Source organism: Caldifarcimen microaerophilum (assembly GCF_055387105.1).
In genome coordinates this window covers 1,567,925-1,591,077 of the sequence record NZ_AP038914.1, presented here as the reverse complement: position 1 = coordinate 1,591,077, position 23,153 = coordinate 1,567,925, and the positions used below count along the sequence as shown (strand labels likewise).

At 60.0% G+C, this 23,153-nt stretch carries 26 protein-coding genes, 1 tRNA gene and 1 pseudogene; 17 read left to right on the top strand and 11 right to left on the bottom strand.

Annotated features, from left to right (window positions below; genetic code table 11):
• Positions 1-185 precede the first annotated feature (185 nt).
• The 6 genes from AC6HU3_RS07495 to AC6HU3_RS07470 all read left to right on the top strand — a co-directional run bounded on the left by AC6HU3_RS07495 (position 186) and on the right by AC6HU3_RS07470 (position 6,042).
• A complete protein-coding gene (locus AC6HU3_RS07495) occupies positions 186-1,799 on the top strand; it encodes a carboxyl transferase domain-containing protein (RefSeq protein ID WP_497473150.1) in 1,614 nt (537 codons plus the stop codon).
• An 11-nt stretch (positions 1,800-1,810) separates the two neighbouring features.
• Positions 1,811-2,608: an enoyl-CoA hydratase-related protein gene (locus AC6HU3_RS07490; RefSeq protein WP_497473149.1), complete on the top strand. Its 798-nt coding sequence runs from the start codon at positions 1,811-1,813 to the stop codon at positions 2,606-2,608.
• Positions 2,605-3,090, top strand: a complete 486-nt coding sequence (locus tag AC6HU3_RS07485) for a TlpA family protein disulfide reductase (protein ID WP_497473148.1) — start codon at positions 2,605-2,607, stop codon at positions 3,088-3,090. The genes AC6HU3_RS07490 and AC6HU3_RS07485 overlap by 4 nt, the downstream gene beginning before the upstream one ends.
• Before the next feature lie 3 nt (positions 3,091-3,093).
• A complete protein-coding gene (gene dxr / locus AC6HU3_RS07480; RefSeq protein ID WP_497473147.1) occupies positions 3,094-4,239 on the top strand; it encodes a 1-deoxy-D-xylulose-5-phosphate reductoisomerase in 1,146 nt (381 codons plus the stop codon).
• Complete coding sequence (locus AC6HU3_RS07475; RefSeq protein ID WP_497473146.1) at positions 4,236-4,904, top strand: lysophospholipid acyltransferase family protein; 669 nt, start codon at positions 4,236-4,238, stop codon at positions 4,902-4,904. Before dxr ends, AC6HU3_RS07475 begins: the two co-directional genes overlap by 4 nt.
• Before the next feature lie 316 nt (positions 4,905-5,220).
• Positions 5,221-6,042, top strand: a complete 822-nt coding sequence (locus AC6HU3_RS07470; RefSeq protein ID WP_497473145.1) for a hypothetical protein — start codon at positions 5,221-5,223, stop codon at positions 6,040-6,042.
• Between the two features lie 27 nt (positions 6,043-6,069).
• On the opposite strand, the gene AC6HU3_RS07465 is transcribed toward AC6HU3_RS07470, so the two are convergent.
• The 4 genes from AC6HU3_RS07465 to groES all read right to left on the bottom strand — a co-directional run bounded on the left by AC6HU3_RS07465 (position 6,070) and on the right by groES (position 9,061).
• Positions 6,070-6,768 (bottom strand): zinc metallopeptidase, encoded by a 699-nt coding sequence (locus AC6HU3_RS07465; protein ID WP_497473144.1) that lies wholly within the window; start codon positions 6,766-6,768, stop codon positions 6,070-6,072.
• 16 nt (positions 6,769-6,784) lie between these two features.
• The gene (locus tag AC6HU3_RS07460) at positions 6,785-7,060 is read right to left on the bottom strand and encodes an FmdB family zinc ribbon protein (protein ID WP_497473143.1); all 276 of its coding nucleotides are present in this window, start codon (positions 7,058-7,060) and stop codon (positions 6,785-6,787) included.
• A 63-nt stretch (positions 7,061-7,123) separates the two neighbouring features.
• Positions 7,124-8,755 (bottom strand): chaperonin GroEL, encoded by a 1,632-nt coding sequence (gene groL / locus AC6HU3_RS07455; protein ID WP_497473142.1) that lies wholly within the window; start codon positions 8,753-8,755, stop codon positions 7,124-7,126.
• A gap of 15 nt (positions 8,756-8,770) precedes the next feature.
• On the bottom strand, positions 8,771-9,061 hold the full coding sequence (gene groES / locus AC6HU3_RS07450) for a co-chaperone GroES (RefSeq protein ID WP_497473141.1): 291 nt from the start codon (positions 9,059-9,061) through the stop codon (positions 8,771-8,773).
• A 356-nt stretch (positions 9,062-9,417) separates the two neighbouring features.
• On the opposite strand from groES, the gene AC6HU3_RS07445 reads away from it, so the two are divergent.
• The 3 genes from AC6HU3_RS07445 to AC6HU3_RS07435 are packed head-to-tail and all read left to right on the top strand — an operon-like array spanning position 9,418 to position 11,716.
• Positions 9,418-10,242 (top strand): hypothetical protein, encoded by an 825-nt coding sequence (locus tag AC6HU3_RS07445; RefSeq protein WP_497473140.1) that lies wholly within the window; start codon positions 9,418-9,420, stop codon positions 10,240-10,242.
• Complete coding sequence (locus tag AC6HU3_RS07440) at positions 10,239-10,961, top strand: NAD-dependent deacylase (RefSeq protein WP_497473139.1); 723 nt, start codon at positions 10,239-10,241, stop codon at positions 10,959-10,961. The genes AC6HU3_RS07445 and AC6HU3_RS07440 overlap by 4 nt, the downstream gene beginning before the upstream one ends.
• A gap of 50 nt (positions 10,962-11,011) precedes the next feature.
• The gene (locus tag AC6HU3_RS07435) at positions 11,012-11,716 is read left to right on the top strand and encodes a tetratricopeptide repeat protein (protein WP_497473138.1); all 705 of its coding nucleotides are present in this window, start codon (positions 11,012-11,014) and stop codon (positions 11,714-11,716) included.
• Positions 11,717-11,792: 76 nt separating this feature from the next.
• On the opposite strand, the gene AC6HU3_RS07430 is transcribed toward AC6HU3_RS07435, so the two are convergent.
• Positions 11,793-12,755 carry a hypothetical protein gene (locus tag AC6HU3_RS07430; RefSeq protein ID WP_497473137.1) on the bottom strand — a complete coding sequence of 321 codons (963 nt, stop codon included), beginning with the start codon at positions 12,753-12,755 and terminating at the stop codon, positions 11,793-11,795.
• Positions 12,756-13,361: 606 nt separating this feature from the next.
• Between AC6HU3_RS07430 and AC6HU3_RS07425 the strand changes: the two are divergent.
• The 4 genes and pseudogenes from AC6HU3_RS07425 to AC6HU3_RS07410 all read left to right on the top strand — a co-directional run.
• A pseudogene (locus AC6HU3_RS07425) lies at positions 13,362-13,685 on the top strand (hypothetical protein); the annotation flags it as partial.
• A 52-nt stretch (positions 13,686-13,737) separates the two neighbouring features.
• Positions 13,738-14,028: a hypothetical protein gene (locus AC6HU3_RS07420; RefSeq protein WP_497536326.1), complete on the top strand. Its 291-nt coding sequence runs from the start codon at positions 13,738-13,740 to the stop codon at positions 14,026-14,028.
• A gap of 73 nt (positions 14,029-14,101) precedes the next feature.
• Positions 14,102-14,782 carry a hypothetical protein gene (locus AC6HU3_RS07415; RefSeq protein WP_497473136.1) on the top strand — a complete coding sequence of 227 codons (681 nt, stop codon included), beginning with the start codon at positions 14,102-14,104 and terminating at the stop codon, positions 14,780-14,782.
• A 36-nt stretch (positions 14,783-14,818) separates the two neighbouring features.
• Positions 14,819-14,893, top strand: a tRNA-Pro gene (locus tag AC6HU3_RS07410).
• A gap of 1 nt (position 14,894) precedes the next feature.
• On the opposite strand, the gene AC6HU3_RS07405 is transcribed toward AC6HU3_RS07410, so the two are convergent.
• From AC6HU3_RS07405 to rlmN, 6 genes are read right to left on the bottom strand one after another with little or no spacing between them, the layout of a single operon-like run.
• Complete coding sequence (locus AC6HU3_RS07405) at positions 14,895-15,788, bottom strand: hypothetical protein (RefSeq protein WP_497473135.1); 894 nt, start codon at positions 15,786-15,788, stop codon at positions 14,895-14,897.
• A complete protein-coding gene (locus AC6HU3_RS07400) occupies positions 15,773-16,507 on the bottom strand; it encodes a hypothetical protein (protein ID WP_497473134.1) in 735 nt (244 codons plus the stop codon). The genes AC6HU3_RS07405 and AC6HU3_RS07400 overlap by 16 nt, the downstream gene beginning before the upstream one ends.
• Entirely contained in the window at positions 16,504-17,484 is a 981-nt protein-coding gene (locus AC6HU3_RS07395; protein ID WP_497473133.1) for a M48 family metallopeptidase, read from the bottom strand. Before AC6HU3_RS07395 ends, AC6HU3_RS07400 begins: the two co-directional genes overlap by 4 nt.
• A gap of 2 nt (positions 17,485-17,486) precedes the next feature.
• A complete protein-coding gene (locus tag AC6HU3_RS07390; RefSeq protein WP_497473132.1) occupies positions 17,487-18,125 on the bottom strand; it encodes a hypothetical protein in 639 nt (212 codons plus the stop codon).
• Position 18,126: 1 nt separating this feature from the next.
• Positions 18,127-18,678: a LemA family protein gene (locus AC6HU3_RS07385; RefSeq protein ID WP_497473131.1), complete on the bottom strand. Its 552-nt coding sequence runs from the start codon at positions 18,676-18,678 to the stop codon at positions 18,127-18,129.
• Complete coding sequence (rlmN, locus tag AC6HU3_RS07380; RefSeq protein WP_497473130.1) at positions 18,675-19,715, bottom strand: dual-specificity RNA methyltransferase RlmN; 1,041 nt, start codon at positions 19,713-19,715, stop codon at positions 18,675-18,677. The genes AC6HU3_RS07385 and rlmN overlap by 4 nt, the downstream gene beginning before the upstream one ends.
• Positions 19,716-19,830: 115 nt before the next feature.
• Here rlmN and AC6HU3_RS07375 point away from each other — a divergent pair, with 115 nt between their 5' ends.
• From AC6HU3_RS07375 to AC6HU3_RS07360, 4 genes are read left to right on the top strand one after another with little or no spacing between them, the layout of a single operon-like run.
• Complete coding sequence (locus tag AC6HU3_RS07375; RefSeq protein WP_497473129.1) at positions 19,831-20,319, top strand: roadblock/LC7 domain-containing protein; 489 nt, start codon at positions 19,831-19,833, stop codon at positions 20,317-20,319.
• Positions 20,320-20,321: 2 nt separating this feature from the next.
• Positions 20,322-20,918 carry a GTP-binding protein gene (locus AC6HU3_RS07370; RefSeq protein ID WP_497473128.1) on the top strand — a complete coding sequence of 199 codons (597 nt, stop codon included), beginning with the start codon at positions 20,322-20,324 and terminating at the stop codon, positions 20,916-20,918.
• Positions 20,918-22,228, top strand: coding sequence for an ATP-dependent protease ATPase subunit HslU (hslU, locus tag AC6HU3_RS07365; RefSeq protein WP_497473127.1), 1,311 nt, complete (start codon positions 20,918-20,920; stop codon positions 22,226-22,228). Before AC6HU3_RS07370 ends, hslU begins: the two co-directional genes overlap by 1 nt.
• A gap of 7 nt (positions 22,229-22,235) precedes the next feature.
• A complete protein-coding gene (locus AC6HU3_RS07360; protein ID WP_497473126.1) occupies positions 22,236-23,153 on the top strand; it encodes a diguanylate cyclase in 918 nt (305 codons plus the stop codon).

Below are 23,153 nucleotides of genomic sequence, written 5' to 3'. Positions count from 1 at the left end.
ATCGCGTTCGTTCCGTGTCGTTCAACGAACACCCCACCGCCTTTTCCTCCACCGCCCACCCACTCGCATCACCACAGGGAAAATGGACCCATAGTGTAAGGACTTCCGGAAGAACCTTCAAATATCCGCATGGCCGTTCCGGCCGCCTGTTGAAAAGCCGCACTGGAGCGTCTATCTTTAAGACCATGCGGGTTCTTGCAAGCCAGGTCCGGACAAACAGCCCGGAATTCCAGGAAAACTACGCCCATCATAAGGGTCTGCTGGAGGAATTTCGCCGGCGCCTTGCCGAGGTGCGAAAGGGTGGCCCTCCCCACGCCATCGAACTCCACCGCAAACGGGGCAAACTCCTGGCCCGGGAACGGATCGAACGACTCCTGGATCCGGACACCCCCTTTCTCGAACTTTCCCCCCTTGCCGCCTGGGGCATGTACGACCATCAGGTTCCCTCCGGGGGGATCATCACCGGGATCGGGGTGGTCGCCGGGAAAGAGGTGGTGATCGTGGCCAACGACGCGACGGTGAAGGGCGGCACCTATTTCCCCATCACCATCAAGAAGCACCTTCGCGCCCAGGAGATCGCCCTGGAGAACCGGCTCCCCATCATCTATCTCGTGGATTCCGGAGGGGTGTTCCTCCCCATGCAGGCCGAGGTGTTCCCGGACAAGGAGCACTTTGGACGGATCTTCTTCAATCAGGCCCGGATGTCAGCCCTGGGGATCCCCCAGATCGCCGTGGTGATGGGGATGTGCACGGCGGGAGGGGCCTATGTCCCCGCCATGTCGGACGAGAACGTGATCGTGAAGGGAACCGGAACCATCTATCTGGGTGGTCCGCCCCTGGTGAAAGCGGCCACGGGGGAGGAGGTGACCGCTGAAGAACTGGGCGGCGCAGAGGTCCATTCGCGGTTTTCGGGCGTGACGGATCACATGGCCGAAAACGACGAAGAGGCCCTGGAGATTGCGCGATCCATTGTGGCCCACCTCAACCGGGTGAAGCGGGTGGACCTGGACCTTCACCCACCGGAAGACCCTTTGTACGATCCGGACGAGATCTACGGGATCATCCCGAAGGATCCGTCCCGACCCTATGACGTCCGGGAGGTGATCGCCCGGCTGGTGGACGGATCCCGTTTTCACGAATTCAAAGCCAATTACGGCACCACCCTGGTCACGGGGTTCGCCCGGTGGATGGGCTATCCGGTGGGGATTCTGGCCAACAACGGCGTGCTGATGAGCGAGGCCGCCCTGAAAGGCGCCCACTTTATCGAGCTGGCCAACCAGCGGGGCATTCCCCTCATTTTTCTCCAGAACATCACGGGCTTCATGGTGGGCAAACGCTATGAGCACGGCGGAATTACCAAAGACGGAGCCAAGATGGTTCAGGCGGTGGCCACCGCCCGGGTGCCCAAAATCACGGTGATCATCGGGAATTCTTTCGGTGCCGGGAACTACGCCATGGCTGGCCGTGCCTATGGACCCCGATTCCTCTTCACCTGGCCCAACGCCCGGATCGCCGTGATGGGCCCCCAGCAGGCCGCGGAAGTGATGGTCATCATTGAAAACCAGAAGCGGGCACGAAAAGGACTTCCACCCCTCACCGAGGAAGAAGCCGCCGAAATCCGGAAGCCCCTTCTTGAAAAATACACAGTGGAATCCGACGCCTATTACGCCACAGCCCGGCTCTGGGACGACGGCATCATCGAACCGGCCCGGACCCGGGAGGTGGTGGGCCTCGCTCTGTCGGCTGCGTTGAACGCGCCCATCGAGGACGAAATCCGTTATCCGGTGTTCCGGATGTAAGGAGGATCTCCATGACGTTTGAACATCTTCGACTGGACCGGGACGGTGCGGTGGCCCGGCTGGTGCTCAACCGGCCGGAGGTCCGGAACGCCCTTTCCGACCAGACCCTTCGGGAACTTCTCACCGCGCTGGAAAACCTTGCCCAGAACACGCACCTTCGGGTGGTGGTGCTTCAGGGAGAGGGGAAAGTGTTCTGCGCCGGAGCGGATCTCAACTGGATGAAACGGGCAGGGGAACTCCCCGAAGAGGAGGCGGTGGAGGACGCCCTGCTTCTTGTGAAGGTGCTGGAACGGCTGGACACCCTTCCTCAGGCGGTGGTGGCGCGGGTGCACGGAGCCGCTCTGGGAGGCGCCATGGGGCTTGTGGCGGCAAGCGACATCGTGGTGGCCGAACGATCCACCCGGATGGGCTTCACCGAAGTCCGGATTGGCCTTGTGCCGGCCACCATCTCTCCCTATGTCCTCCGGAAACTGCCCGTATCCCATGCCCGCCGCTTTTTCCTCACAGGAGAAATCTTTGACGGAGAAACCGCTCGCGAACTGGGACTGGTTCATGGGGTGGCGGACGGTCTTGAGGAACTGGATCAGAGAGTCCAGGCTTTTGTGGACACCCTTCTTGCAAACGGGCCGGAGGCGGTGAAGGAAGCCAAGCGTCTGATCCGGACCGTCCAGAGCCTGGCTCCGTCTGAGCTACCCCTGTATACGGCACAGCTTCTTGCCCGGATCCGCCGGGGCGCGGAGGCGCAGGAAGGATTCCGGGCCTTTCTTGAAAAACGGACACCATCCTGGCAGAAAGGAGGTGCGGGATGAACGCGCTGTTGATCTGGAGTCTTGTGGGGGCGAATCCGGTGGGAGCACCTCTCCCGGATCTCTCCCTCATGACCCTCAAGGGAGAAACCCTTGCCCTGTCGGAACTCAAAGGAAAGGTGCTGATCGTGGATTTCTGGGCGACCTGGTGCCCGCCCTGCCGGGCCGAAATGCCCTTTTTCAACGAACTGTACAAAACCTATCGGGACAGCGGCGTGGTGGTGATCGGGATCAACCTGGACGAACCCTCCGGGAAAGTGCGGGCGTTTATTGAGAAGATGGGCATTGAATATCCCATCGCAGTGGGGCGATCCGGAAGGGAGGGCAAGGCATTCGGCGGGATCATGGGGCTTCCCACCACCTTCGTCGTGGACCCTTCAGGAAAAATCCGGGCCCGGGCGGTGGGATATCATCCCCGGGAATACTTTGAAGGCTGGATCCAGAAACTCCTGTCCGAAAAAACCGGCCACGCGGAGGGTTCCTGAGGGGTGACCCATCCCGTCCGCATCGCCCTTCTCGGGGCCACCGGTTCCATTGGCCGTCAGACCCTGGATGTGGTGCGGGCCCACCCGGAGCGCTTTCGGGTGGTGGCGGCCAGCGCCCACCGGCGGATCGAACCCCTCCTGGCCATTGCCCGGGAGTTTGACATACCCTGGCTTGCCTGGAGCGATTCCACGGTGGACATTCCAGAACTCCCGGGAATCCGGACCGGAAAGGGGAAAGAAGCTCTGGTGGAGATGGCCCGCCATCCCGAGGTGGACGTGGTGGTGGTGGCCACCACCAGCGTGATCGGGATCTTTCCCACCCTTGAAGCCCTGAAGACCGGAAAACGGGTGGCCCTCGCCAACAAAGAGGTTCTGGTCTCCTTCGGACCTGTGGTGATGGAGACCCTCCAGCGCGCACCCGGCGAACTGATTCCCGTCGACTCGGAGCATTCGGCGCTGTTCCAGCTCTGGCTTGCCCACCGGGAGCACGTGGAGGAACTCTGGCTCACCGCCTCCGGGGGGCCTTTCCGGGGAAAAACCCGGGAAGAGCTCCGGCAGGTGACCCCCGAACAGGCCCTCCGGCACCCTTCCTGGTCCATGGGAGCCAAGATCACGGTGGATTCGGCCACTCTGATGAACAAAGCGCTGGAGGTGATCGAAGCCGCCCGCCTCTTTTCCTTACCTCCCGAACGGATCCACGTGGTGGTCCATCCCCAGTCGGTGGTCCATGGCATGGTGCGCCTCTCGGACGGAGCCTGGTTCGCCCAGCTCTCACCACCGGATATGCGCCTCCCCATCCAGTATGCCCTCACCCATCCGGACCGCCTCCCCTGCCCCTCCCGGGAGCTCTCCTTCCCTCTGGACCTCCGGTTTGAGGACGTGGACCACAAGACCTTCCCTGCCATCCAGATGGCCTATGGGGTGCTTCGAGAGGGAGGAACCGCCCCCGCGGTGTTCAACGCAGCCAATGAGGTGGCGGTGGACGCCTTTCTGAACCGTAGGATCGGGTTCCTGGACATCTACCGGGTGGTGGAGGAAACCCTGGGCCGCCTGCCCGTCCGGCACCCCACGGATCTGGAAGGTTATCTGGAAGCGGATGAGGAAGCCCGCCGGATCGCCCGGGAGATCGTTCAGGAGCTCGCACGGTGAGGCCCTCCCCCCTATGGAAACACGTTCTCCCTTTTCATCCGGGGCGGGAACCCCCTCACTGGTGGCTGACCCGGGTGGCGGTGGCCCCCCTTGCCCGGTGGGGATTCGCCTTTCGGGCGTTTGGTGTGGAACACGTTCCGCGGGAGGGGCCGGTGATTCTGGCGTCCAACCACTACAGCAACTGGGACCCCATCTGGATCGCCTTCCCCCTCCCCCGTGCTTCGTTTTTCTTCGCGTCTGAAGGGCTTTTTCATCATCCCCGGTGGGGTGCGCCTCTGAGGTGGCTCATCACCGCCTATCAGGCTTTGCCCGCCGATCCCGCGAAACCCGCCGCCGCGCTCAAGCGCGCCCGAAAGGTGCTGGAGGCGGGACACGCGCTGGTGATCTTCCCGGAAGGTGAACGGAACTTCACCGAAAGGGTGCTTCTCCCCTTTCAGACGGGGACAGCCCTTCTGGCCGCGCTCACCGGTGCCCCCACGGTGCCCGTCTATATCCACCGGGGCGTTCAGGCCGGTCCCTGCGCCTGGCTCACCCGCAAAGCGCCCCTTACGGTGTTCTATGGAGAGCCCCTTCCTCCCCCACCGGACCGTGAAAAATCCACCCTCCAGACCTGGACGGAGACGCTGTATGCGCGGGTTCTGGAGCTTTCTCGCCTCGCGACGTAGCTACGTCCTTTTGATTCTCCCTGTGCTTGCGCTTCAGGCGATCATGCTTGCCAGGAACCCGATGAGGGGCTTTCCCTCAACCGTTCCTTCGATCCTTGCCCATCATCTGCACCGGTGGGGAGAGATCCTTCCCGGAGGCACTTTGACCGTCGTGGAATCTCTCCCCGGCTTCCTTCTGGCCATCTATGGAGGTCTGGTCTTATCCCCTCCTCTTTTGTTTTCCTTCCACTTCCTGTTGTGGTTTCTTTTTCTGGGTAGTGTATGGTTGCTCCTTCGTTCACGGATCGAAACCCTGGCGCCCAAGGCTTTCGCGATCATGCTTCTCTTTCCCTTCGCCTGGACATCCGGGGCATTCTTTCCCTATATGCGAGAAGAGACACTCACCTATCTTTTTTTCGTGTGGGCGCTGTTTTATCTCACACGTGATCGTTCGCTATCTCGAAGGGAATGGATGGAAGGGATGGGGATCGGGATTCTTCTTGGACTTCAACATTTCGAAACCGCATTGGCTGGTCTGGCCCTGGCGGGGGTGGTCCTCGCATCCCCAAAGCATCCCGCGCAGGTTCGACGCATCTTCCCCGTGCTGGCGGGGCTGATGATGGGAAAAATTTTGCTGATGTGGCTTCTCTCCAGCGTGTTTGGAATCGATCCAGCCCTCCGGTTCAAACATGCAGGGATCTACAGCCCCTGGATGAAGGGACTTGCGAAGTCCACGCCGATATGGTGGTGGAGTGTCCTGCAGTGGGCGTGGTTCCTGGTGCCGTGGTTTCGTCCGCTCTGGAAAGGAGGGGTTGTAACAGCTTTCGCTCTCGGAATCACCATGCTGACAGGTGATCCTCCACGGGTTTTCAATCTCATAACGTTTCTTCCGTCCTTTTTCCTGATCTGGGGCAATCGAGATGCGGTGCGAACAATTCCTTATCCGTTGGTTACTGCGTTTCTCGTGGTTTCTGTTCTTCTTCCCAAAAGCTGGATGATTTTTGACCGAATGGTGTGGTTGAACTGGTGGGGGCAGCCTCTGGAAACATTCATGTCATGGACCCGTATCCATGCATCCCTTTATCATTGCCCTCTGGGGAGTCCAGGTCTGGAGTGGTACACCACGCCCTGGTTTTACGTGTTCCCGTTAAAACTCTGACAACCTTCCTCCCCGAGGCGTACACCCTCAGCGTTCGCTCTGGTATCCTCCGAATCGGAGGAGATAATAGAGGAGTGTGGATAGGGTGGATACGGCGGCCGCCACATAGGTGAGGGCCGCAGCCGAGAGCATTTCTTCCATGCCTTTCTGTTCTTCGGGGGACTGAACGAGACCGTGGCGCAGGGCAAGTTTCTTCGCCCGGGCGCTCGCGTCAAACTCCACCGGAAGCGTCACCAACTGAAAGATCAGGGTGAGGCCAAAGGTGAGGAGGGCCCCCCACAGGATCATGGGGATAAGGTGGAACAGAAACCCCAGGAGCATCACCCCATACCCTGCGTTGGTGGCGAACTGGGTGGCAGGAACCAGCCAGGAACGAAGGTGGAGGGGAAGATAGGCCCGGGCATGCTGAATGGCATGTCCTGCCTCATGGCAGGCCACCGCCACCGCCGCCACCGAACGCCCCGCATACACATCGGGGGAAAGGCGGAGCACCCGGTGCACCGGGTCATAGTGATCGGTGAGCATGCCTCCCACCCGTTCAATCCGCACCCCGTCCACGCCGGCCTGACGGAGAAGCCAGGCCGCCGCCTGGGCACCGGTCATGCCCGAAGACACCGGCACCCGGGACCACCGGTGAAAGGCCGTTTTCACCCGGAACGAGGCCCAGAGAGACAGGGCCAGACCGGGGAGAATGAAGAGGAAATACACCGGATCAAAAATGAGCATGGCTCACCCTACGGAATCAGTTGCTGCTTTTCCCCGCGGGCGAAGAAGTTTCCGAGGACGCCGATGAGGACTTCGGCGATGCGTCTCCCTTCCCATTGCTTCCCGAAGACTTCCGGGCATAATCGGTGATGTAGAACCCGGAACCCTTGAACACCAGCCCCACGCTTCCGGAAAAGGTCCGTTCCACCTCTCCTCCACACACCGGGCAGGCGGTGGGCACATCGCTCGGCTTCAGGATGAGATCTTCAAAGGTATGGCCGCATTTCCGACAGCGGTAGGTGTAGATGGGCATGGTCTGCCTCCTCTCCTTACAAAAATAGGCGGGGGGCCTGGGCCCCCCGCCGGTCACCCGGCCTCAGAACTCGTCGAAGTCGCCGCCGCCGGGAGCCGGGGCTTCTTTCTTCTTCTCCTTGATCTCCGTCACCAGCGCCTCAGTCGTGAGGAGGAGCCCCGCAATGGACACCGCGTTCTGGAGCGCCGTCCGCTCCACCTTGGTGGGATCGATCACGCCGGCCTCAAACATGTCCACATACTCGCCAGTCAGGGCGTTGAAGCCCTCGTTGCCGCTGCGGCGTTTCACCTCTTCCACCACGAGATAGCCGTTGTAGCCCGCGTTCTCCGCAATCCACCGGAGGGGCTCCACCAGGGCCTTCTTCACAATCTGGACGCCGATCTTCTGGTCGCCCTCGAGTTCCTTCTCCAGCTCATCCAGGGCGGGAAGGGACCGGATGAAGGCGGTTCCGCCACCCGGGACGATCCCCTCCTCCACCGCGGCTTTGGTGGCGTGGAGGGCGTCCTCGATTCGAGCCTTTTTCTCCTTCATTTCGGTCTCGGTGGCCGCACCCACATAGATCACGGCCACACCGCCCGCGAGCTTGGCCAGGCGCTCCTGAAGTTTCTCCCGGTCATAGTCCGACTTGGTCTCCTCGATCTGCTTCCGGATCTGGGCGATGCGGGCCTGGATCTCCTCTTTCTTCCCGGCACCTTCCACAATGGTGGTGTGCTCTTTGGTCACCACGACCCGCTTGGCACGCCCCAGATCCTCCAGACGGGCGTTCTCCAGCTTCATGCCGGTCTCTTCGCTGATCACCTGACCGCCAGTGAGGATGGCGATGTCCCGGAGCATCTCTTTCCGACGCTCACCGTAGCCGGGTGCCTTCACCGCGCACACCTGGAGCACGCCCCGGAGCTTGTTCACCACCAGGGTGGCCAGCGCCTCCCCCTCCACATCTTCGGCAATGATCAGGAGGGGCTTGCCCACCTCGGCCACACGCTGGAGGATGGGAAGAAGATCCTTCACCGCGGAGATCTTCTTGTCATGGATCAGGATGAAGGCGTCCTCCAGGACGGCCTCCATCTTCTCGGGGTCAGTGATGAAATAGGGGGAAATGTATCCGCGGTCGAACTGCATCCCCTCCACCACGTCCACATAGGTCTCCACACCCTTCGCCTCTTCCACGGTGATCACGCCGTCCTTGCCCACCTTCTCCATCGCCTCGGCGATCTTCTTCCCGATCTCGTTGTCGTTGTTGGCCGAGATGGTGGCTACCTGCTCGATTTCCTTGGACTCTTTCACCTCTTTGGAGAGCTTCTTGAGCTCTTCCACCACCCGGGCCGTTGCCTTGTCAATGCCCCGCTTCACCTCGGTGGCGTTGGCACCCGCAGCCACGAAGCGCAGGCCTTCCCGGAAGATGGCCTCGGCCAGCACAGTCGCGGTGGTGGTTCCGTCACCGGCCACATCGGAGGTCTTGGACGCCACTTCCCGCACCAGCTGGGCGCCCAGGTTCTCAAAGGGATCGGGAAGTTCAATCTCTTTGGCGACGGTCACACCGTCCTTGGTGATGGTGGGAGACCCGAACTTCTTCTCCAGCACCACGTTCCGTCCGGCGGGTCCCAGGGTCACCCGGACGGCCTTGGCAAGCTTCTCCACACCCCGAAGCAGCGCGCGACGGGCTTCGTCGTTGTAAAGGATTTCCTTGGCAGCCATCGTCATCTCCTCCTTTTATTCTTCCAGAATGGCCAGGATTTCGTCCTCACGCATCACCAGATACTCGTCATCCCCGACCTTGACCTCGGTCCCGGCGTATTTGGAAAAGAGCACCACGTCACCTTCCTTCACTTCCATGGGCATCCGCTCGCCCTTGTCGTTGAGCCGGCCGGGACCCACGGCAATCACTTTGCCTTTCTGGGGACGCTCTTTCGCGGTGTCGGGGATGATGATGCCACCCTTCTTCTCCTCTTCCTCCTCGATCCGCTGAACCACCACCCGGTCTGCCAGCGGTTTGATCTTCATGAGCCACCTCCTGTTTTTGGTGTCGTTTGAGCGTTTGGTCTCACCCACACCTCTTCCACGGTGCCACGCGTGATGGAAAAAAGGCGTGCAGGATGAATACAGAATTCGTTAAGCGTATAAATTATAGAAAATCTAAACCGGCATGTCAAGATGCCGGGGGGTCCGTGAGATCGTCCAGGGTGGAGAGACTCCTGATCCCGAACGCCCGGAGAACATCCCTTGCCGGAGTATCTCCGGGACGCTGTCCACGATGCCGGGCATATCCCGATCAACAGGGCTCGCTCCGTCACAGCACAGGCCAACTTTACAGCGCGAAATCGCTGTTGTATCCTTAACGGAAAACCAGGAGGTTTGAGGTGATTCTTGCGCTCTGGGTATGGATGATGGTCGCCGAACCGCCGACGGCGGGAACACTGCCGAAGTCCAGAGTTTTTGTCCTCAAAAACGGGGTGGAAGTTCATCCTCTCCCCGATGGCATTGCGTTCATCCAGAACGGAAAAACTCTCCATCAGTATACGTTTCGGAAACTGGGAGGCGAGCCATCAGAAGATTGTAATCCCTATCCCTCTCTCCCCTATATCAAAGAATTCAGCACAAACGTCCTGTATCTGCAGTACTGTCTGGAACATCCTTCTGTCGAGGCACCTTCCCCTAAGGTCGCATGCTATTTCACCTCCAGAGGGGTTTTAACGTGGTGTATTCGCGATACGTTCACCGGTGGCTTTATTGATTCTCTCGGTCGCTTCTGGGTACGTGTATGGGATCTCGGGATGTTCAAATTTGACCCATTCTCCCTTTATTCCGCGTCGGGGTATCGGATTTTCATCGAAGGAAGGGGACGATACTGGGTTACCTATGGAGACTCCTCCGTTGTTTTCACGTTTATCGAACCAGAAAAACCCGAAGAGCCTTATCCTGAAGAACTCCGCCGACAGGGGGTAACAGAAATTCTCGCCATCGTGTTTCGTCGAGATGGAATCTGGTATGCTGATACCTTTCTGCAAGGGTTTTTCCAGGCTGAAAGGGTTTTTCCCAAGGACCCATGGATCACCGTTTCCCTGCGTTCTGGGCAACGAATTGCAGAACTTGATTTGAACTCTGCGAAATGGAGTCAAATCGCTGATGGTGGCACGATTCATTTTAATCCTCCGTGGCAGGATACAGGAAGGGTATCACCATGAATGTCGCCGTTCTCACGGGAGCCGGCATTTCCGCCGAAAGCGGGATCCCCACCTTCCGCGGGAAGGATGGGCTGTGGAAGCAGTATCGCCCGGAGGAGCTGGCCACGCCGGAGGCCTTTGCCCGGGACCCGGTGCTCGTGTGGTCCTGGTATGTCTGGCGACGGCGGATCATCCTGAAGGCCCGACCCAACCCCGCCCACGAAGCCCTGGTCCGCCTGGAACAGGCCCTCGCAGATCGCTTCCTCCTCATCACCCAGAACGTGGACAACCTCCATCGGCGGGCGGGCAACACCCGCATCGTGGAACTCCACGGCAACATCTTCCGGGAACGGTGCGTGAATTGCGGGTTCACCCGGACCTCGGAAGACGTGTATGATGAAGAGGCCCTTCCGCCGCGGTGCCCCCGGTGCGGGGGTCTCCTTCGTCCCGATGTGGTCTGGTTTGGGGAGGCCCTTCCTGCACACGCCCTGGAACGGGCCTTTTCCTTTGTGGCAAACCTTAGACCAGGCGACGTGTTCCTGGTGGTGGGGACCTCCGGCCAGGTCTATCCGGCGGCCGCCCTTCCCCACGAGGCACACCGCCGGGGTGCCCGGGTGGTGGTGATCAACCTGGACCCCACCCCTTTTGACGGCTTTGCGGAGGAGGTGCATCACGGCCAGGCTGCATCCATTTTGCCCGGATGGGTGGACAGGTTATTGGCAAACCTGTCACCAGGGTAAGGGAGTCAAAAGAGTCCTGAGAGGTTGAGAAAAACAGGAGGAATGACCTCATGGAACAGGAAAGAAAGAGAAGGGCCATCAGGATCCTGGAGCGGGCATGGAAGGTGGCACGCCGAATTCGGTATCAAGATGCTCGGCTGGAGGCTTATCTGGAAATCGCCCGGGCATCCTTTGTGGTGGGAGAAAGGACCCTTGGTCAATCCTTTCTGCAAGGAGCTTTGAGAGGAATTCGGAGAATAGAGTTCGATCCACCGGAGGACATCGCCTTTGGCATGATGAAAGTTGCAGAAGTTTTCATGGAAGCAGGGGACACAGACCGGGCAAGAGAAATACTGGAAGATGCGCTGAAAATTGGAGAGGGTAGTGACGATGTGGAAAGTCGGACGTTGATTTTCCGCAAAATCGGACCTTTGTTCTTTAAGCTGGGAGAACAGGAGAAAGGCAGAGCGTTGCTCTACAAAGCGCTGGAAGACGCTGAGTTTGTTTTGTTTGAAAAGGATCGCCAATGGGAGTATTTCGAAATAGGAAATGCGTTTCTGGATATCGGCGATGCGAAAGGGGCACTGGATGCTGCGGAAAAAATCTCCATGTACTGGCGTGATGAACTTCTTAGAGAGATCCGTGCAGAACTTGCCCGACGGGGAGAAGTGGAGCAGGCTTTAAACATCGCAAACGACATCAAAGACCACGAAGAACGGATCAAAGCCCTGTGCGGAATTGCGCGGGGGCTTGTGAGCTTTCACCCAACAGAGTGAACGCCTCCCGAGCGCTCATAACGTGACGTGTAGGCAGGATGAGGGGGCCGTGTATTGGGACGAACAGCAGATCGGGTCACGCCCTTTTTCGAAGTTCAATGAACTCCGGCGAAAACACCTGTTCCACATACCACGCCACGCCTTTATCCTGTGCGAGATCTTTCGTATCCTCCGCCGCCCATCGCTCCCCGATCACCACGGGTCGGACCTCCACCCCTGCCTGCCGGAGGGTTCCGGCTCGCTTCCATGCCCGTTCCACATCCTTCCGGTCCACCACCAGGGAAATCTCCGCCACCAGCACCACGCCATCCTTTACCCAGATCAGATCCGCAAGATAAGGGTCCTCATCGCTTGCCCGTGCCGACACGTCCAGATCCCCCAGCATATCGTCCAGCATACGCTGAACCTCAAGGGTGGAGGGGCTCCCGCCTCTGCCCCGACCCAGGATCCGGCGGGCCGACTGAACGATCCGGCGCTCATACCGCTCTCCCTCCATACGGCCCTTCTCTCCCCAGAACGCCGTTTTGAGTTCACCAACCTCCCGGGCCAGACTCCGCAACTCTTCTTCTGTCCGCTTCTGCGCTTCGGCCAGCTCTTCGACCCGCTGTTCGGTTCGCCTCTGCGCCTCCGCCAGCTCTTCCACAGCTTTTTCCAGCCGGTCAAGGCGCTCTTCCGTTTGTTTTTGGGCAGCCGCGAGCTCTTCCACCCGCTGTTCAGTTCGCTTCTGCGCTTCGGCCAGCTCTTCGACCCGCTGTTCGGTTCGCCTCTGCGCTTCGGCCAGCTCTTCGACCCGCTGTTCGGTTCGCCTCTGCGCTTCGGCCAGCTCTTCGACCCGCTGTTCGGTTCGCCTCTGCGCTTCGGCGAGCTCGTGAATGGCATCCCACACCCGTTTGAAGTTCTCATCCGTTCGCTGGATGAAGGCTTCCAGCATCTCTTTCGTGGCCAGCTCCCGTTCGATTTCCTCCACCACATCCACCAGCACCCCCCTCAGGTGCTCATCTTTGATCTCCATCAGTCGTTTCAAAACCGATGCCCGCATTTCTACCTCCTTCCGCCTAAAGTATATACCTTTTCCGTGGTCGTGACAAGGGTTTTCCCCTGGCCTCCGGACAAGAGTTCGGACAGGGGCGAAAGGGAGGTGGGGATCCTCCGGGGGAAAGCTGTATACTTTCCCTGCTGAACAAGAAACAACGAAAAGAAAGGAGGATCCCCATGAGGAAGTTTATACCCCTGAAGTCGTTCATGCAAGTTCTTTTTCCGGATCCTCGCTTTGCAGAACGAGCAACGGAAATCGGATATGCTCTCCTGGACGCCCGGTCACTCCGTATCTCTTCCATGGCTCGCAAGATGAAAGGCGTTTCTGAAAGCGCCGCGTATAAGCGTATCCAGCGCTTCCTCGAACATTTTAATCCCCATGAAACCCTCTGGAGGCTTTTCCCCGAAACCGCTCCCTTCGTGATCGCTGACGTCACCGAAATCGAAAGACCCCAGGCCCGCAAGACAGAATACGTCGGAACCCTGAAAGATGGCAAAACCCGCGGCTTCTGGCTCCTCGTTCTCGCCGCCCCTCTGCGAGGACGCGCCATCCCCTTTGCCATGACCACCTTCTCTTCAAGAACCTTCAAAGATACGGGAAGCTCACGAAATGCCGTCCACATCCAGACGCTTCTTTCCTGGAAGGTTCTCTGGAAATCGTCCCCTTGTGATGGACCGGGAATTCAGCTATACGACTCTCCTGCGCCATCTGCGGGAAGCGGGGATGAATTTCGTGATCCGCTTGAGAATGGGATCCCGTCCTCCGGTTTTTCTGGACGCCGAGGGACGAAAGGTCCATCTCACATGTCCTGTTGGAGAAAAAGTGGTCTTTCGGGGGCTGCGATACCGTGGGGAAGTGGAGGTCAACGTTATCGGGGTGTGGGAGTGGGGCCAGAAGGAACCCCTGTGGCTGATGACCACACTGGAGCCTGAAGAAGCGCTGCGGTTGTACCGCAGGCGGATGGAGATTGAGGACGTTTTGGGACATGAAAAGCCTGCTGGGGTTGGGAGATGTGATGAGCAAGAAACAAGCGGTGATGGAAAAGCTGGTAGGATTTATGCTCCTGGTCTACGGCATTGTGCTGCTTCTTGGAGGAGAGGTGCGTCAGGAACTTCTCCGTCGTACAGGCTCTGCAAGATGGAAACGCTTTTCCGGACCTTTTATCCTGCTTGAGAAGAAATGGCGATTGCCGCTCAAAGAATGGAGATCCTTGATTCAACGTGTCCACCACACGTTCATCCAATCCATCTACCCAGGTGTCCGAACTCATGGGTGAACTTCAGAGGGTTTGTCCTTGACAATTCCCCGCGCAGACCAGAGGATATAAATACACAACGAGGAGGAGTTCCATGCGCTGGGGCCGTGGGATAGGGGTGTTTGTGGCACTGGTGTTGCTGGGATGCCCGCCCATGGGCCCAGAGAGCTGGGTGCACTGGAGAGGTGCATGGCTCTATCCCTCCTTCGGGTTCATCCGTCTCCGGCTCTATGGGGATCATGCGGGCGTGCTTCAGGAAATCTCCTTTACGCAGGGAACCACGACCTGGATTGTGGTCTATGAACGCCCGTTTCGGGCGGGCGAGACATTCGATCTGTGGATACGGCTGGAGGCCGCCCGGTTTCATCCTGAAGAGCCGGTCACAGTGAGCTGGGTGTGGGAAGATCCAGAGGGCTATCGGGAAGGCGATTTTCGTGAGGTTTTGCTTTCCGCTCCGACGGGAGAGATCTGGATGGACTCGCTGGTGACATCCCCTTTTTCCCACATCCGCGATACCGAGTTCAGCGATGTCCGGGACTTTGTCATCTTCGTGGAGGGACAGGGTATCCACGGCATGTGGATGAATGAGGAGGGATACCGTCGGTATCTTCAGGGGGATCCCGGGCCGCCCCGATACGGTGAGGTCCTGTCGCCGATGGCCCAGCCTGTTGTTACGTCTCTGCCACCGGGGTCGCTTTACGTCGTCCTGAGGTCTGTGGAGAACAGGGCCCAGGCGCGTATCCTGATCGGTCTGTTTTCGCCGCCCGAAAGTTGAAAGTTCCCTCTCCTGCCCCTATCATGAGAGGGCATCCGGGGCGTAGCGCAGCCTGGTTAGCGCGCCTGGTTCGGGACCAGGAGGTCGGCGGTTCGAATCCGCCCGCCCCGATTCACTTCCACCTTCCCCTCCGGAATTCCGCAAAAAGCGGACTTTTGATCACCTCCAGCGAAAGGCCCCAGGTCTGCCGCGGCATGCCCATCCCGGCAAACCCCGGTCCCTCCACCGTGTAGGGAATCCTTCCGGGAAGGCCGAACCAGAGACGCACTTCGCCGAAGTCGGTCCGGGCAAAGACGTAAGGGACGGCATAGAACACCCGGGACGAGGGAAGCAGGATCTCCACGGTGTCCTGGTTCCCCAGGGAGTCTTCCAGAAGCCAGGTCCCCAGGTCTTCAGCGGCCTGATAGGCCATGCCCATCCGGACCCCCGCCCCCACGCGCTCCCCGATGGAGCCTTCTAGAAATCCGTAGAGGCGGGTTTCCCGGCCGATCTGGCCCTCCGGGAAGTTGAACAGGACATCCAGCCCGGCAAAGAACCGGTGGGCCGGATCCGTGGTGAAGAGCCAGCGGGAAGAAAGCCCCAGAAAGGCGGCCCCCTGACGGTAATCCTGAAACCGGTCCAGCCAGGACTGGTTGACGGACGAACTGGTGTGCTGAAGGGCCCGCATCTGGTAGGGCTGCTGGAAGAGATCCCATCCGAGAAGAAATCGCAACAGGATCATCTGATCGGCGAGGGGAAGGGCACGGGAATACTGGAGGGCCACCCATTCTCCGGAACAGGTGGATGTCGTGTCGATCTTGAAACACATCCCCTGGAGGTACACCCCCCAGTCCACATACCCTTCATCCAGGCCGTAGCCCCAGATGCCGGCCGCCACCCGCTGGATGTCCATCCGGCGCTCCACCACCTGTCCCTCATCATCCCAGAAGGCTAGAGAAGACTGAAGGCCCACCATGCCAGACCACCCGAGGTCCAGCACCAGCATCCACATCAGGGTGCCACCCAAAGCCGGCCTCCTTTGAGGGTTCCCTGCTGCTCAAGGGTATAGACATACACACCCGGCGGAAGGTTCACGGGGAGCAGTCCCTGCCCCCCCGAACCATGCCGATCCAGAACTTTTCGCCCTTCCGAATCCAGGACCACCAGCCGGCCTGCTCCCAAAAGGGGAAAGGGACTTCCGCGACGCAGCGCCACATCCTTCCGGGATTCCCCCACCTGCGGTGTCCTTTCCGTCACGCCCGTCCAGGGTGTGGTGTAGACCCGGACCTCTGCGCCCGTTGCGGAGTTCACCAGGGACACCACGATGTCCACCGCCCCGTCGCCGGTGAAATCGCCCACCCACAGAATCACCGACCGGTCGGCGGTGAAGTCGGGAGAGGTGAACACGGGCTGGGTAAAGTTTTCATACACCCGGAACCGGAGGCCATAGGTGGGATAGGTGTAATCGTATTCCACAAACAGCACCCGTCCCGCGCCGGGAAGAGGTGAAAGATACCCGCTGGAGTAACCCGGATCGGGCAGATAGGTGCCCAGGTGGTTGAGGGTGAGCGCGTCATAGAGCACGAGGGAATCCAGCGCATATGTGGACGTATCGGTGTATGTGGCGACCACATCGATCACCCCGTCTCCGGTGAAATCGGAATACGGCGATGCGCCTGTGGCTCCGGGATAGGTCTGGCTTCCCCAGAGGGAAATCTGACCCACCAGGAAGGCAAGAAACATCATGATGAACCTCCTGTTTCGCGATCTCCCACCGATTGCATGCCGGCCATGGCTTTGAGAAGGGCGATGCGTTCCGTGATGGGAGGATGGGTGGTCCACAGGCTGGACCAGAGAGAACCATGGGGGCTGGAAAGCCCGCGGTGAGTGGGATCGGCGATAAACAGGTGCGCAGTGGACGTGGTGGAGATTTTCATGGGAGGGGAAAGGGCGATTTTTTCCAGGGCACGGGCAAGTCCCAGAGGGTTGCGGGTGAGTTCGGCCGCGCCGGCGTCTGCCAGGTATTCCCGGGCCCGGGAGACGGCCAGAGCCAGAAGCCGGGCGATGAGGGGTGCGAGCACCACCAGAATCAGGGCCAGGATCACCAGGCCTCCCCCGCCGCCTCCCTGCCTCCGGGAAGATCGGGAACGACGGGGAGGGGCATAGAACATCCAGCGCCGCATGAGATCGGCAAGCACCACAATGGCGCCGGCAAGGGTGGCCGCCAGGGTCATCACCAGAATGTCCCGGTGCCGGATGTGGGAGATCTCGTGGGCGATCACCCCCTGCAGTTCTTCCCGGTTCATGAGATCCAGAAGCCCCTGGGTGACGGCCACCGAGGCGTGTTCGGGGTCCCGGCCGGTGGCAAAGGCGTTGGGCGAGGGATCCGGGATCACATAGACCTTCGGCATGGGGAGTCCCGCGGCAATGGCCATCTCCTCCACCACGTGGAGGAGTTCCCGTTCCTTGGGGATGCCGGGATTGGCAGGGACGGCCGAAACCATCTTCAAAACCATTCGGTCACCCCAGAAATAACTCACCAGACTCTGGATGCCCGCATACAGGAGGGCGAACACCGTGAGGGCGCCGCCCGAACCCGCATACTGGTCGGCCGTCCATCCGAGAAGCCCCAGAAGCACCATAAAGAAAAACAGAAGGAAGAAAGTCCGCCATCGGTTCCGGTCCTGAATCTCATACAGGTTGACCGTCAGGAACCGGGCCATGGTCAACCCCGATTCTCGGGAGAGCTCGGGTGGGCCTTCCGATAGGCGAGGCGAAAGGAACCTTCCACGTCCCCCTCCATCTCAAACAGAGGCAGGGGCCGGGCGCCGGTCCAGAAGGCCACCAGGCTGAAGGGAAAAAGCGTGCACCAGGTGTTGTGGGCCCGGGCCGCCCGGTTGTATGCCCGTTCGGCCACATCCAGGGCGTCGTCCAGATAGGTCCATTCCTGGAGGAGCTGGGCCAGGGTTTCCTGCTCGTCCTGCTTCGTGAACCGGTGCCTGTGGGCGGAGGCCACCTCCATCGCCACCGCAACGGCCACCTGGAGAAACGCCTCCTCCGCGAACCGGAACTCGCTGTCTTCTTTCATCCGGGAAAGGTTGTGGAGACTCTCCTCCATGGACCGGAAGATGCGCGTTTCCTCTTCCGTGAAGTGTTCCCGATAGGGTTCCATGAGCTTCAGGAGCTTTCGTGCCACGGCGATGGTCCGGTGCATGAGTTCCCGGAGATGCTGCCGTTCTTCTTCCGCCTTCTGGCGGAGGGCCTGGATCTGGCCCCCGGTATACCAGAAGAGAGACACGATGAGGCCCAGAAGCCCTCCACCCCCCACGATCCAGAGGGTTCGAGAAGAGAACAGGTCTTCCATCTCAGAACCTCACGTCCACCGTTCCCCGGTCTTCGGGGAAGAGCAGGAAATCGGCCTTCTGAAAACCGAAGGTTCGAGCAATCAGATTGGAGGGGAACACCTCCAGAAGGGTGTTGTAGCGCATCACGGAATCGTTGTAGAACTGCCGGGCGAAGGCGATTTTGTTTTCGGTGTGGACCAGTTCTTCCTGGAGCTGGAGGAAGTTCTGGCTCGCTTTGAGCTCCGGATAGTTCTCCACCACCGCGAACAGCTGGCCCATGAGGGCGGAAATCTGGCCTTCTGTTTCCCCGAGTTCCTGCATGGTTCGGGCCTGAAGGGCCTGGCTCCGGAGTTCGGCGATCTTTTCCAGGAGTTCCCGCTCGTGTTTCATGTACCCCTTCACGGTTTCCACGAGGTTGGGAATGAGGTCCCGCCGGCGCTTGAGCTGAACGTCAATCTGGGACCAGGCGTTCTGGACCCGCTGGCGCCAGGTCACCAGACGGTTATACAGGAACACAACATAGCCCAGCACAAACAGAATCGCCACCACCAGGGCCGTCATGACGGTGTTCACGAAGAAACCTCCTGCTTCCGGACGGTGAGGGCCAGCTGGCCACAGGCTCCGAACACGTCCCGCCCCCGGGGACGGCGAAAGGTGACCGGATGGGGAAACTTCCGGCGGAGTCGGGCCACAAAGGCTTCTGTCTCTTCGAGATCCGGAGCGCGGAAGGGAAGCCCCGGGTAGGGGTTGAAGGGGATGACGTTCACCTTGCTGGGGACCTTCCGACCGGCACGAACCAGGGCCTCGATGTCCTCCGGTCCATCGTTGAAACCGGGGAGGTGGATGTATTCAAAGGTCACCCACCGCCGCTGGGTCTCGTAATAGTCCCACAGGGCATCCAGAATCTCATCCAGGGAGAAGCGGCGGGCCAGGGGAATGATCTGCTCCCGCTTTTCCTGGATGGCGCTGTGGAGGGAGAGGGCGAGGCGAACCTGACGGGGGAAACGGGCGAACTCCCGGATGACCCGGGGAATCCCCACGGTGGAGACCGTGATCCGGCGGGCGCCCAGATTGAGCCCGATATGACGCATGAGCATGACCAGGGCTTTCCGGACCTCCGGCCAGTTCTGGAAAGGTTCCCCCATGCCCATGAACACCACGTTCGTGGCGCGTTCCTTCATGAGGAGGCTTGCCTGGAGCACCTGATCCACGATTTCGTGGGCTTTCAGGTTGCGGGTGAGGCCCAGGAGACCCGTCGCACAGAAGGTGCATCCCAGAGCGCATCCCACCTGGGAGGAGACGCACACCGTTCGGCGATCTCCGTCGGGAATCCAGACGGTTTCCACCCGGTTTCCATCCTCCAGAGCAAACATGAACTTGACTGTCCCATCCCGGGATGCAGCGGCGTGTTCGGCCTTCAGGACGGACACCCGGACGCCCTGGGCCAGGCTTTCCCGGAGCGTTCGGGGGAGGTCCGTCCACTCCAGAGGATCTGTGCTCCCTTTCCGCCAGATCCAGCGAAACACCTGGTGGGCCCGCCACGCGGGTTCACCCCGTGCCCGGAAGAATTCCACGAGTTCCGGCAAATCCAGTGCTTTCAGGTTTGTCATCGCCGAGAATTATACGGTCCCGCGGGTGAAAATTCCAAACGTCCCGGGCGATTCTTGACAGGGGGATGCGATGTGCGTATAATAAAGGTCGGACGCGAAACGGGGAGGTACCGCTATGGCGGAGATGACCTACGAAGACATTTTGAAAGAGTTTGTCCAGCGCAACCCGGTTGTGGAATCCGCCGCGGTGATCACGGCGCAGGGCATCTGCGCGGCCTCCGTGCTCAGGCCCGGGGTGGAAGAGGAAACCCTTGCGGCCCTTTCCGCCGCCATTTCCGCCCTGGGGGGCAACGTGCTCAACGAGCTCAAGGGGGGGACGCTCAAGGAAGTCTATATCCGCGGGGATGACCGCATGGTGCTCATTCTGGAAGCCGGTGAAGACACCCTTCTTTTCCTGGTGACCTCCAATGACGTCCGTCTGGGACTGATTCTCTCGGAGGCCAAACGCACCGCCCGCCAGATTGAGGAGATCGAGGCCTTCGCTCCGGCCAACGTGGACCTCCAGCAGTTCTTCGGCGAATGGAAAGAAGAAGAGCTCATGCGCTTCATTGAGGACTTTGCCCTTTCTGAGGATGAGGGAGATCTCTTCGGCGAGGAATCCTGACCATGATCATTGACGCCCGAAAGCGCGAAATCCGATTCAAGATCGTGTATTACGGCCCTGCGGTGAGTGGAAAGACCACCAACATCAAGCAGATCCACGCCCGCTATCCCGGTCCCAAGGGGGATCTCGTGACGATCGACACGGAAGGGGAACGAACGCTGGTGTTTGACTTTCTCCCCATCGAGATCGAGATCATCAAGGGATTCAAAACCCGTTTCTATCTCTATACGGTTCCCGGCCAGTACTTTTACAAAGCCACCCGGAAAATGGTGCTCAAGGGAGCAGACGGTGTGATCTTTGTGGTGGACTCTTCCCGGGCCCGTCTGCGGGATAACGTCCAGTCCTTCAAGGAGCTGGTGGAAACCCTGAAGGCCTATGGTCTGGTGCGGATTCCCATCGTGATCCAGTATAACAAGCGGGACATTCCGGACGCCATGCCTCTGGATGAACTTCAGAAGCGTCTCAATCCCTATCGTTTTCCCGCCTTTGAAGCGGTGGCCGTGCAGGGCAAGGGGGTGTTCAAAACCCTGGAGGCCATGATCAAACTCCTGGTTCGGAGTTTCATCAAGCGGAGCCTCGCCTCCGGAAAGCGTCGCTGATGGCCCTGCGATTCTCCGTTCCCCCGCCCCGCGAGATCGTCGCGGCGCTGGATCGTTATATCGTCGGTCAGGACGCCGCGAAGAAAACCGTCGCGGTGGCCCTTCGCAACCGCTGGCGCCGCCTTCAGCTCCCTCCGGAGGAAGCACGGGAAATCTATCCCAGCAACATCCTGATGATCGGCCCCACGGGGGTGGGCAAGACCGAGATCGCCCGACGGGTCGCCCAGATCGTCCAGGCCCCCTTCGTCAAGGTGGAGGCCACCCGGTTCACGGAAGTGGGATATGTGGGGCGGGACGTGGAAAGCATCATCCGGGATCTTGCGGATGCCGCCCTTCACCTGGTGCGCAAAGTCCAGAAGGAGCGCCATGCCCAGACCGTTCGCTCCGAGGTCGAACGCCGCCTTCTCGCGGGCCTTTCCCGGGACCCCTCCTTTGCGTCCCTCACCCAGGGGGAACTCCTGGACAAGCTCCGGCGAGGCGACCTGGATGACGTGCTGGTGGAGGTGGAGGTGACCGGTGAGCCGCCCTTCCAGATGATGGCTCCCCCGGGGATGGAAGAATTTCAGGAAACCCTGATGGAAAACCTGCGTGGCCTCTTCCCTCCAATGCGGGAGCGCCGGAAAGTGCCGGTGCGGGAAGCCCGGGCACTCCTGGAAGAAGAGGCGCTGGATCAGATCGTCCGGCCTGACACCCTCCGGGAAGAAGCCCGGGAACTTGCGGAAAATGCGGGCATCGTCTTCCTGGATGAGATTGACAAGATCACCCGACGGGGAGAGGTGGTGGGGGCCGACGTGTCCCGGGAGGGGGTGCAGCGGGATCTTCTCCCGATTGTGGAGGGGACCACGGTTCGGACGCGCATCGGACCTGTGAACACCGAGCACATCCTGTTTATCGCCGCGGGGGCTTTTGAGCAGAGTCGCCCTTCCGACCTGATCCCGGAACTTCAGGGGCGTCTTCCCCTCCGGGTGGAACTGTCGCCTCTGTCTGAAGAGGATCTCTTTCGCATTCTCACCGAACCGCACAACTCCCTGGTTCGGCAATACCAGGCCCTGTTCCGGGTGGAGGGGGTGGATCTCACCTTCACGGAGGATGCCCTTCGCCGAATCGCCGCCTATGCGTATGAGGCCAATCAGCGCCATGAGAACATCGGTGCGCGGCGTCTCCACACCGTGATGGGCTGGATGATGGAGGATCTCCTCTTTGACCTTCCCAAACCGGGGACCCTGGAGATCCGGATTGACACAGCATTCGTGGAGAAACGGCTTCAGATGCTCACGGGACCGGAAGAAGCGGAGCGCTATATCCTCTGAAGAAGCCATGCAGTTCCTTTCCCGGGAGGGGCAGAAGCTGGCGGGATTTGTGTGGATGGTGGGCGGTGGGGGGCTGGCCCTCCTTCACCTTCTGGGGTACCCCCTTCCTGGGAAAACCCTTGTTCTCGCAGGGTGCAACGTTCTCTGGGGCATGGTTCTCGTCTTTTTTGCACTTCCGCAGCGTTTTCTCCGGTGGGCCATCCTGTTTGTCGACGGTGCACTGATCGTTTCCCTGCTCCGCCTGACAGGGGGGCTGGAAAGTCCCTTTCTTTTTCTCCTGTATCTCAAGGTGGTTTCCCTGTATGGGACCCATCTGTCGTTCTGGTCCTGGCGCCGGTCTGTCCTCCTCGTGGGGTACGGATGGATCCTGTTGATGCTGTCGGTGGGATCAGGGACACCCTGGCGGGAGGTTCTTCTTCATGCGGGTGGGCTTGCGTTGACCCTGTTTCTGGGATATCTTCTTCATCACGAAATCGCTTTTCGTGAACGGGATCCCCTCACCCGGGTCTGGAACCGGCGGTGGGGTTTCGCCCTTCTGCGGGAACGGTTGAAAGAAGGGGAACGCCCTTTTCTCCTGTTTCTTGATCTGGATGGATTCAAAGCCATCAACGATCGCCTGGGGCACGAGGTGGGGGACGAGGTTCTCCGGGCGGTGGCCGAGCGTCTCGTTTCCCGGTTTAAGGGAAAAGACCTCGTCATCCGGTATGGTGGGGACGAATTTCTCATCGTGACGGGTGCCCCCGATCCCCGCAGGCGGGCCGAAGAAGCCTTTGCAAACCCGGTGACCACCTCTCGCGGTCCGGTTCAGGTGGGGGCGACGATCGTGGTGTCCGGCCCCCTGCAAACCCCCGATGATGTGGCGCCCACCCTTTCGAAGCTGGACCAGGCTCTTCTTGAGAAGAAACGGAAACGGGCGGTGCGGTGA

Coding starts and splice junctions, on each gene's coding strand:
- AC6HU3_RS07495 (WP_497473150.1), top strand. CDS start 186: ATGCGGGTTCTTGCAAGCCAGGTCCGGACAAACAGCCCGGAATTCCAG.
- AC6HU3_RS07490 (WP_497473149.1), top strand. CDS start 1,811: ATGACGTTTGAACATCTTCGACTGGACCGGGACGGTGCGGTGGCCCGG.
- AC6HU3_RS07485 (WP_497473148.1), top strand. CDS start 2,605: ATGAACGCGCTGTTGATCTGGAGTCTTGTGGGGGCGAATCCGGTGGGA.
- AC6HU3_RS07470 (WP_497473145.1), top strand. CDS start 5,221: ATGCTTCTCTTTCCCTTCGCCTGGACATCCGGGGCATTCTTTCCCTAT.
- AC6HU3_RS07465 (WP_497473144.1), bottom strand. CDS start 6,768: ATGCTCATTTTTGATCCGGTGTATTTCCTCTTCATTCTCCCCGGTCTG.
- AC6HU3_RS07460 (WP_497473143.1), bottom strand. CDS start 7,060: ATGCCCATCTACACCTACCGCTGTCGGAAATGCGGCCATACCTTTGAA.
- groL (WP_497473142.1), bottom strand. CDS start 8,755: ATGGCTGCCAAGGAAATCCTTTACAACGACGAAGCCCGTCGCGCGCTG.
- groES (WP_497473141.1), bottom strand. CDS start 9,061: ATGAAGATCAAACCGCTGGCAGACCGGGTGGTGGTTCAGCGGATCGAG.
- AC6HU3_RS07440 (WP_497473139.1), top strand. CDS start 10,239: ATGAATGTCGCCGTTCTCACGGGAGCCGGCATTTCCGCCGAAAGCGGG.
- AC6HU3_RS07435 (WP_497473138.1), top strand. CDS start 11,012: ATGGAACAGGAAAGAAAGAGAAGGGCCATCAGGATCCTGGAGCGGGCA.
- AC6HU3_RS07430 (WP_497473137.1), bottom strand. CDS start 12,755: ATGCGGGCATCGGTTTTGAAACGACTGATGGAGATCAAAGATGAGCAC.
- AC6HU3_RS07420 (WP_497536326.1), top strand. CDS start 13,738: ATGAAAAGCCTGCTGGGGTTGGGAGATGTGATGAGCAAGAAACAAGCG.
- AC6HU3_RS07415 (WP_497473136.1), top strand. CDS start 14,102: ATGCGCTGGGGCCGTGGGATAGGGGTGTTTGTGGCACTGGTGTTGCTG.
- AC6HU3_RS07400 (WP_497473134.1), bottom strand. CDS start 16,507: ATGATGTTTCTTGCCTTCCTGGTGGGTCAGATTTCCCTCTGGGGAAGC.
- AC6HU3_RS07395 (WP_497473133.1), bottom strand. CDS start 17,484: ATGGCCCGGTTCCTGACGGTCAACCTGTATGAGATTCAGGACCGGAAC.
- AC6HU3_RS07390 (WP_497473132.1), bottom strand. CDS start 18,125: ATGGAAGACCTGTTCTCTTCTCGAACCCTCTGGATCGTGGGGGGTGGA.
- rlmN (WP_497473130.1), bottom strand. CDS start 19,715: ATGACAAACCTGAAAGCACTGGATTTGCCGGAACTCGTGGAATTCTTC.
- AC6HU3_RS07375 (WP_497473129.1), top strand. CDS start 19,831: ATGGCGGAGATGACCTACGAAGACATTTTGAAAGAGTTTGTCCAGCGC.
- AC6HU3_RS07370 (WP_497473128.1), top strand. CDS start 20,322: ATGATCATTGACGCCCGAAAGCGCGAAATCCGATTCAAGATCGTGTAT.
- hslU (WP_497473127.1), top strand. CDS start 20,918: ATGGCCCTGCGATTCTCCGTTCCCCCGCCCCGCGAGATCGTCGCGGCG.
- AC6HU3_RS07360 (WP_497473126.1), top strand. CDS start 22,236: ATGCAGTTCCTTTCCCGGGAGGGGCAGAAGCTGGCGGGATTTGTGTGG.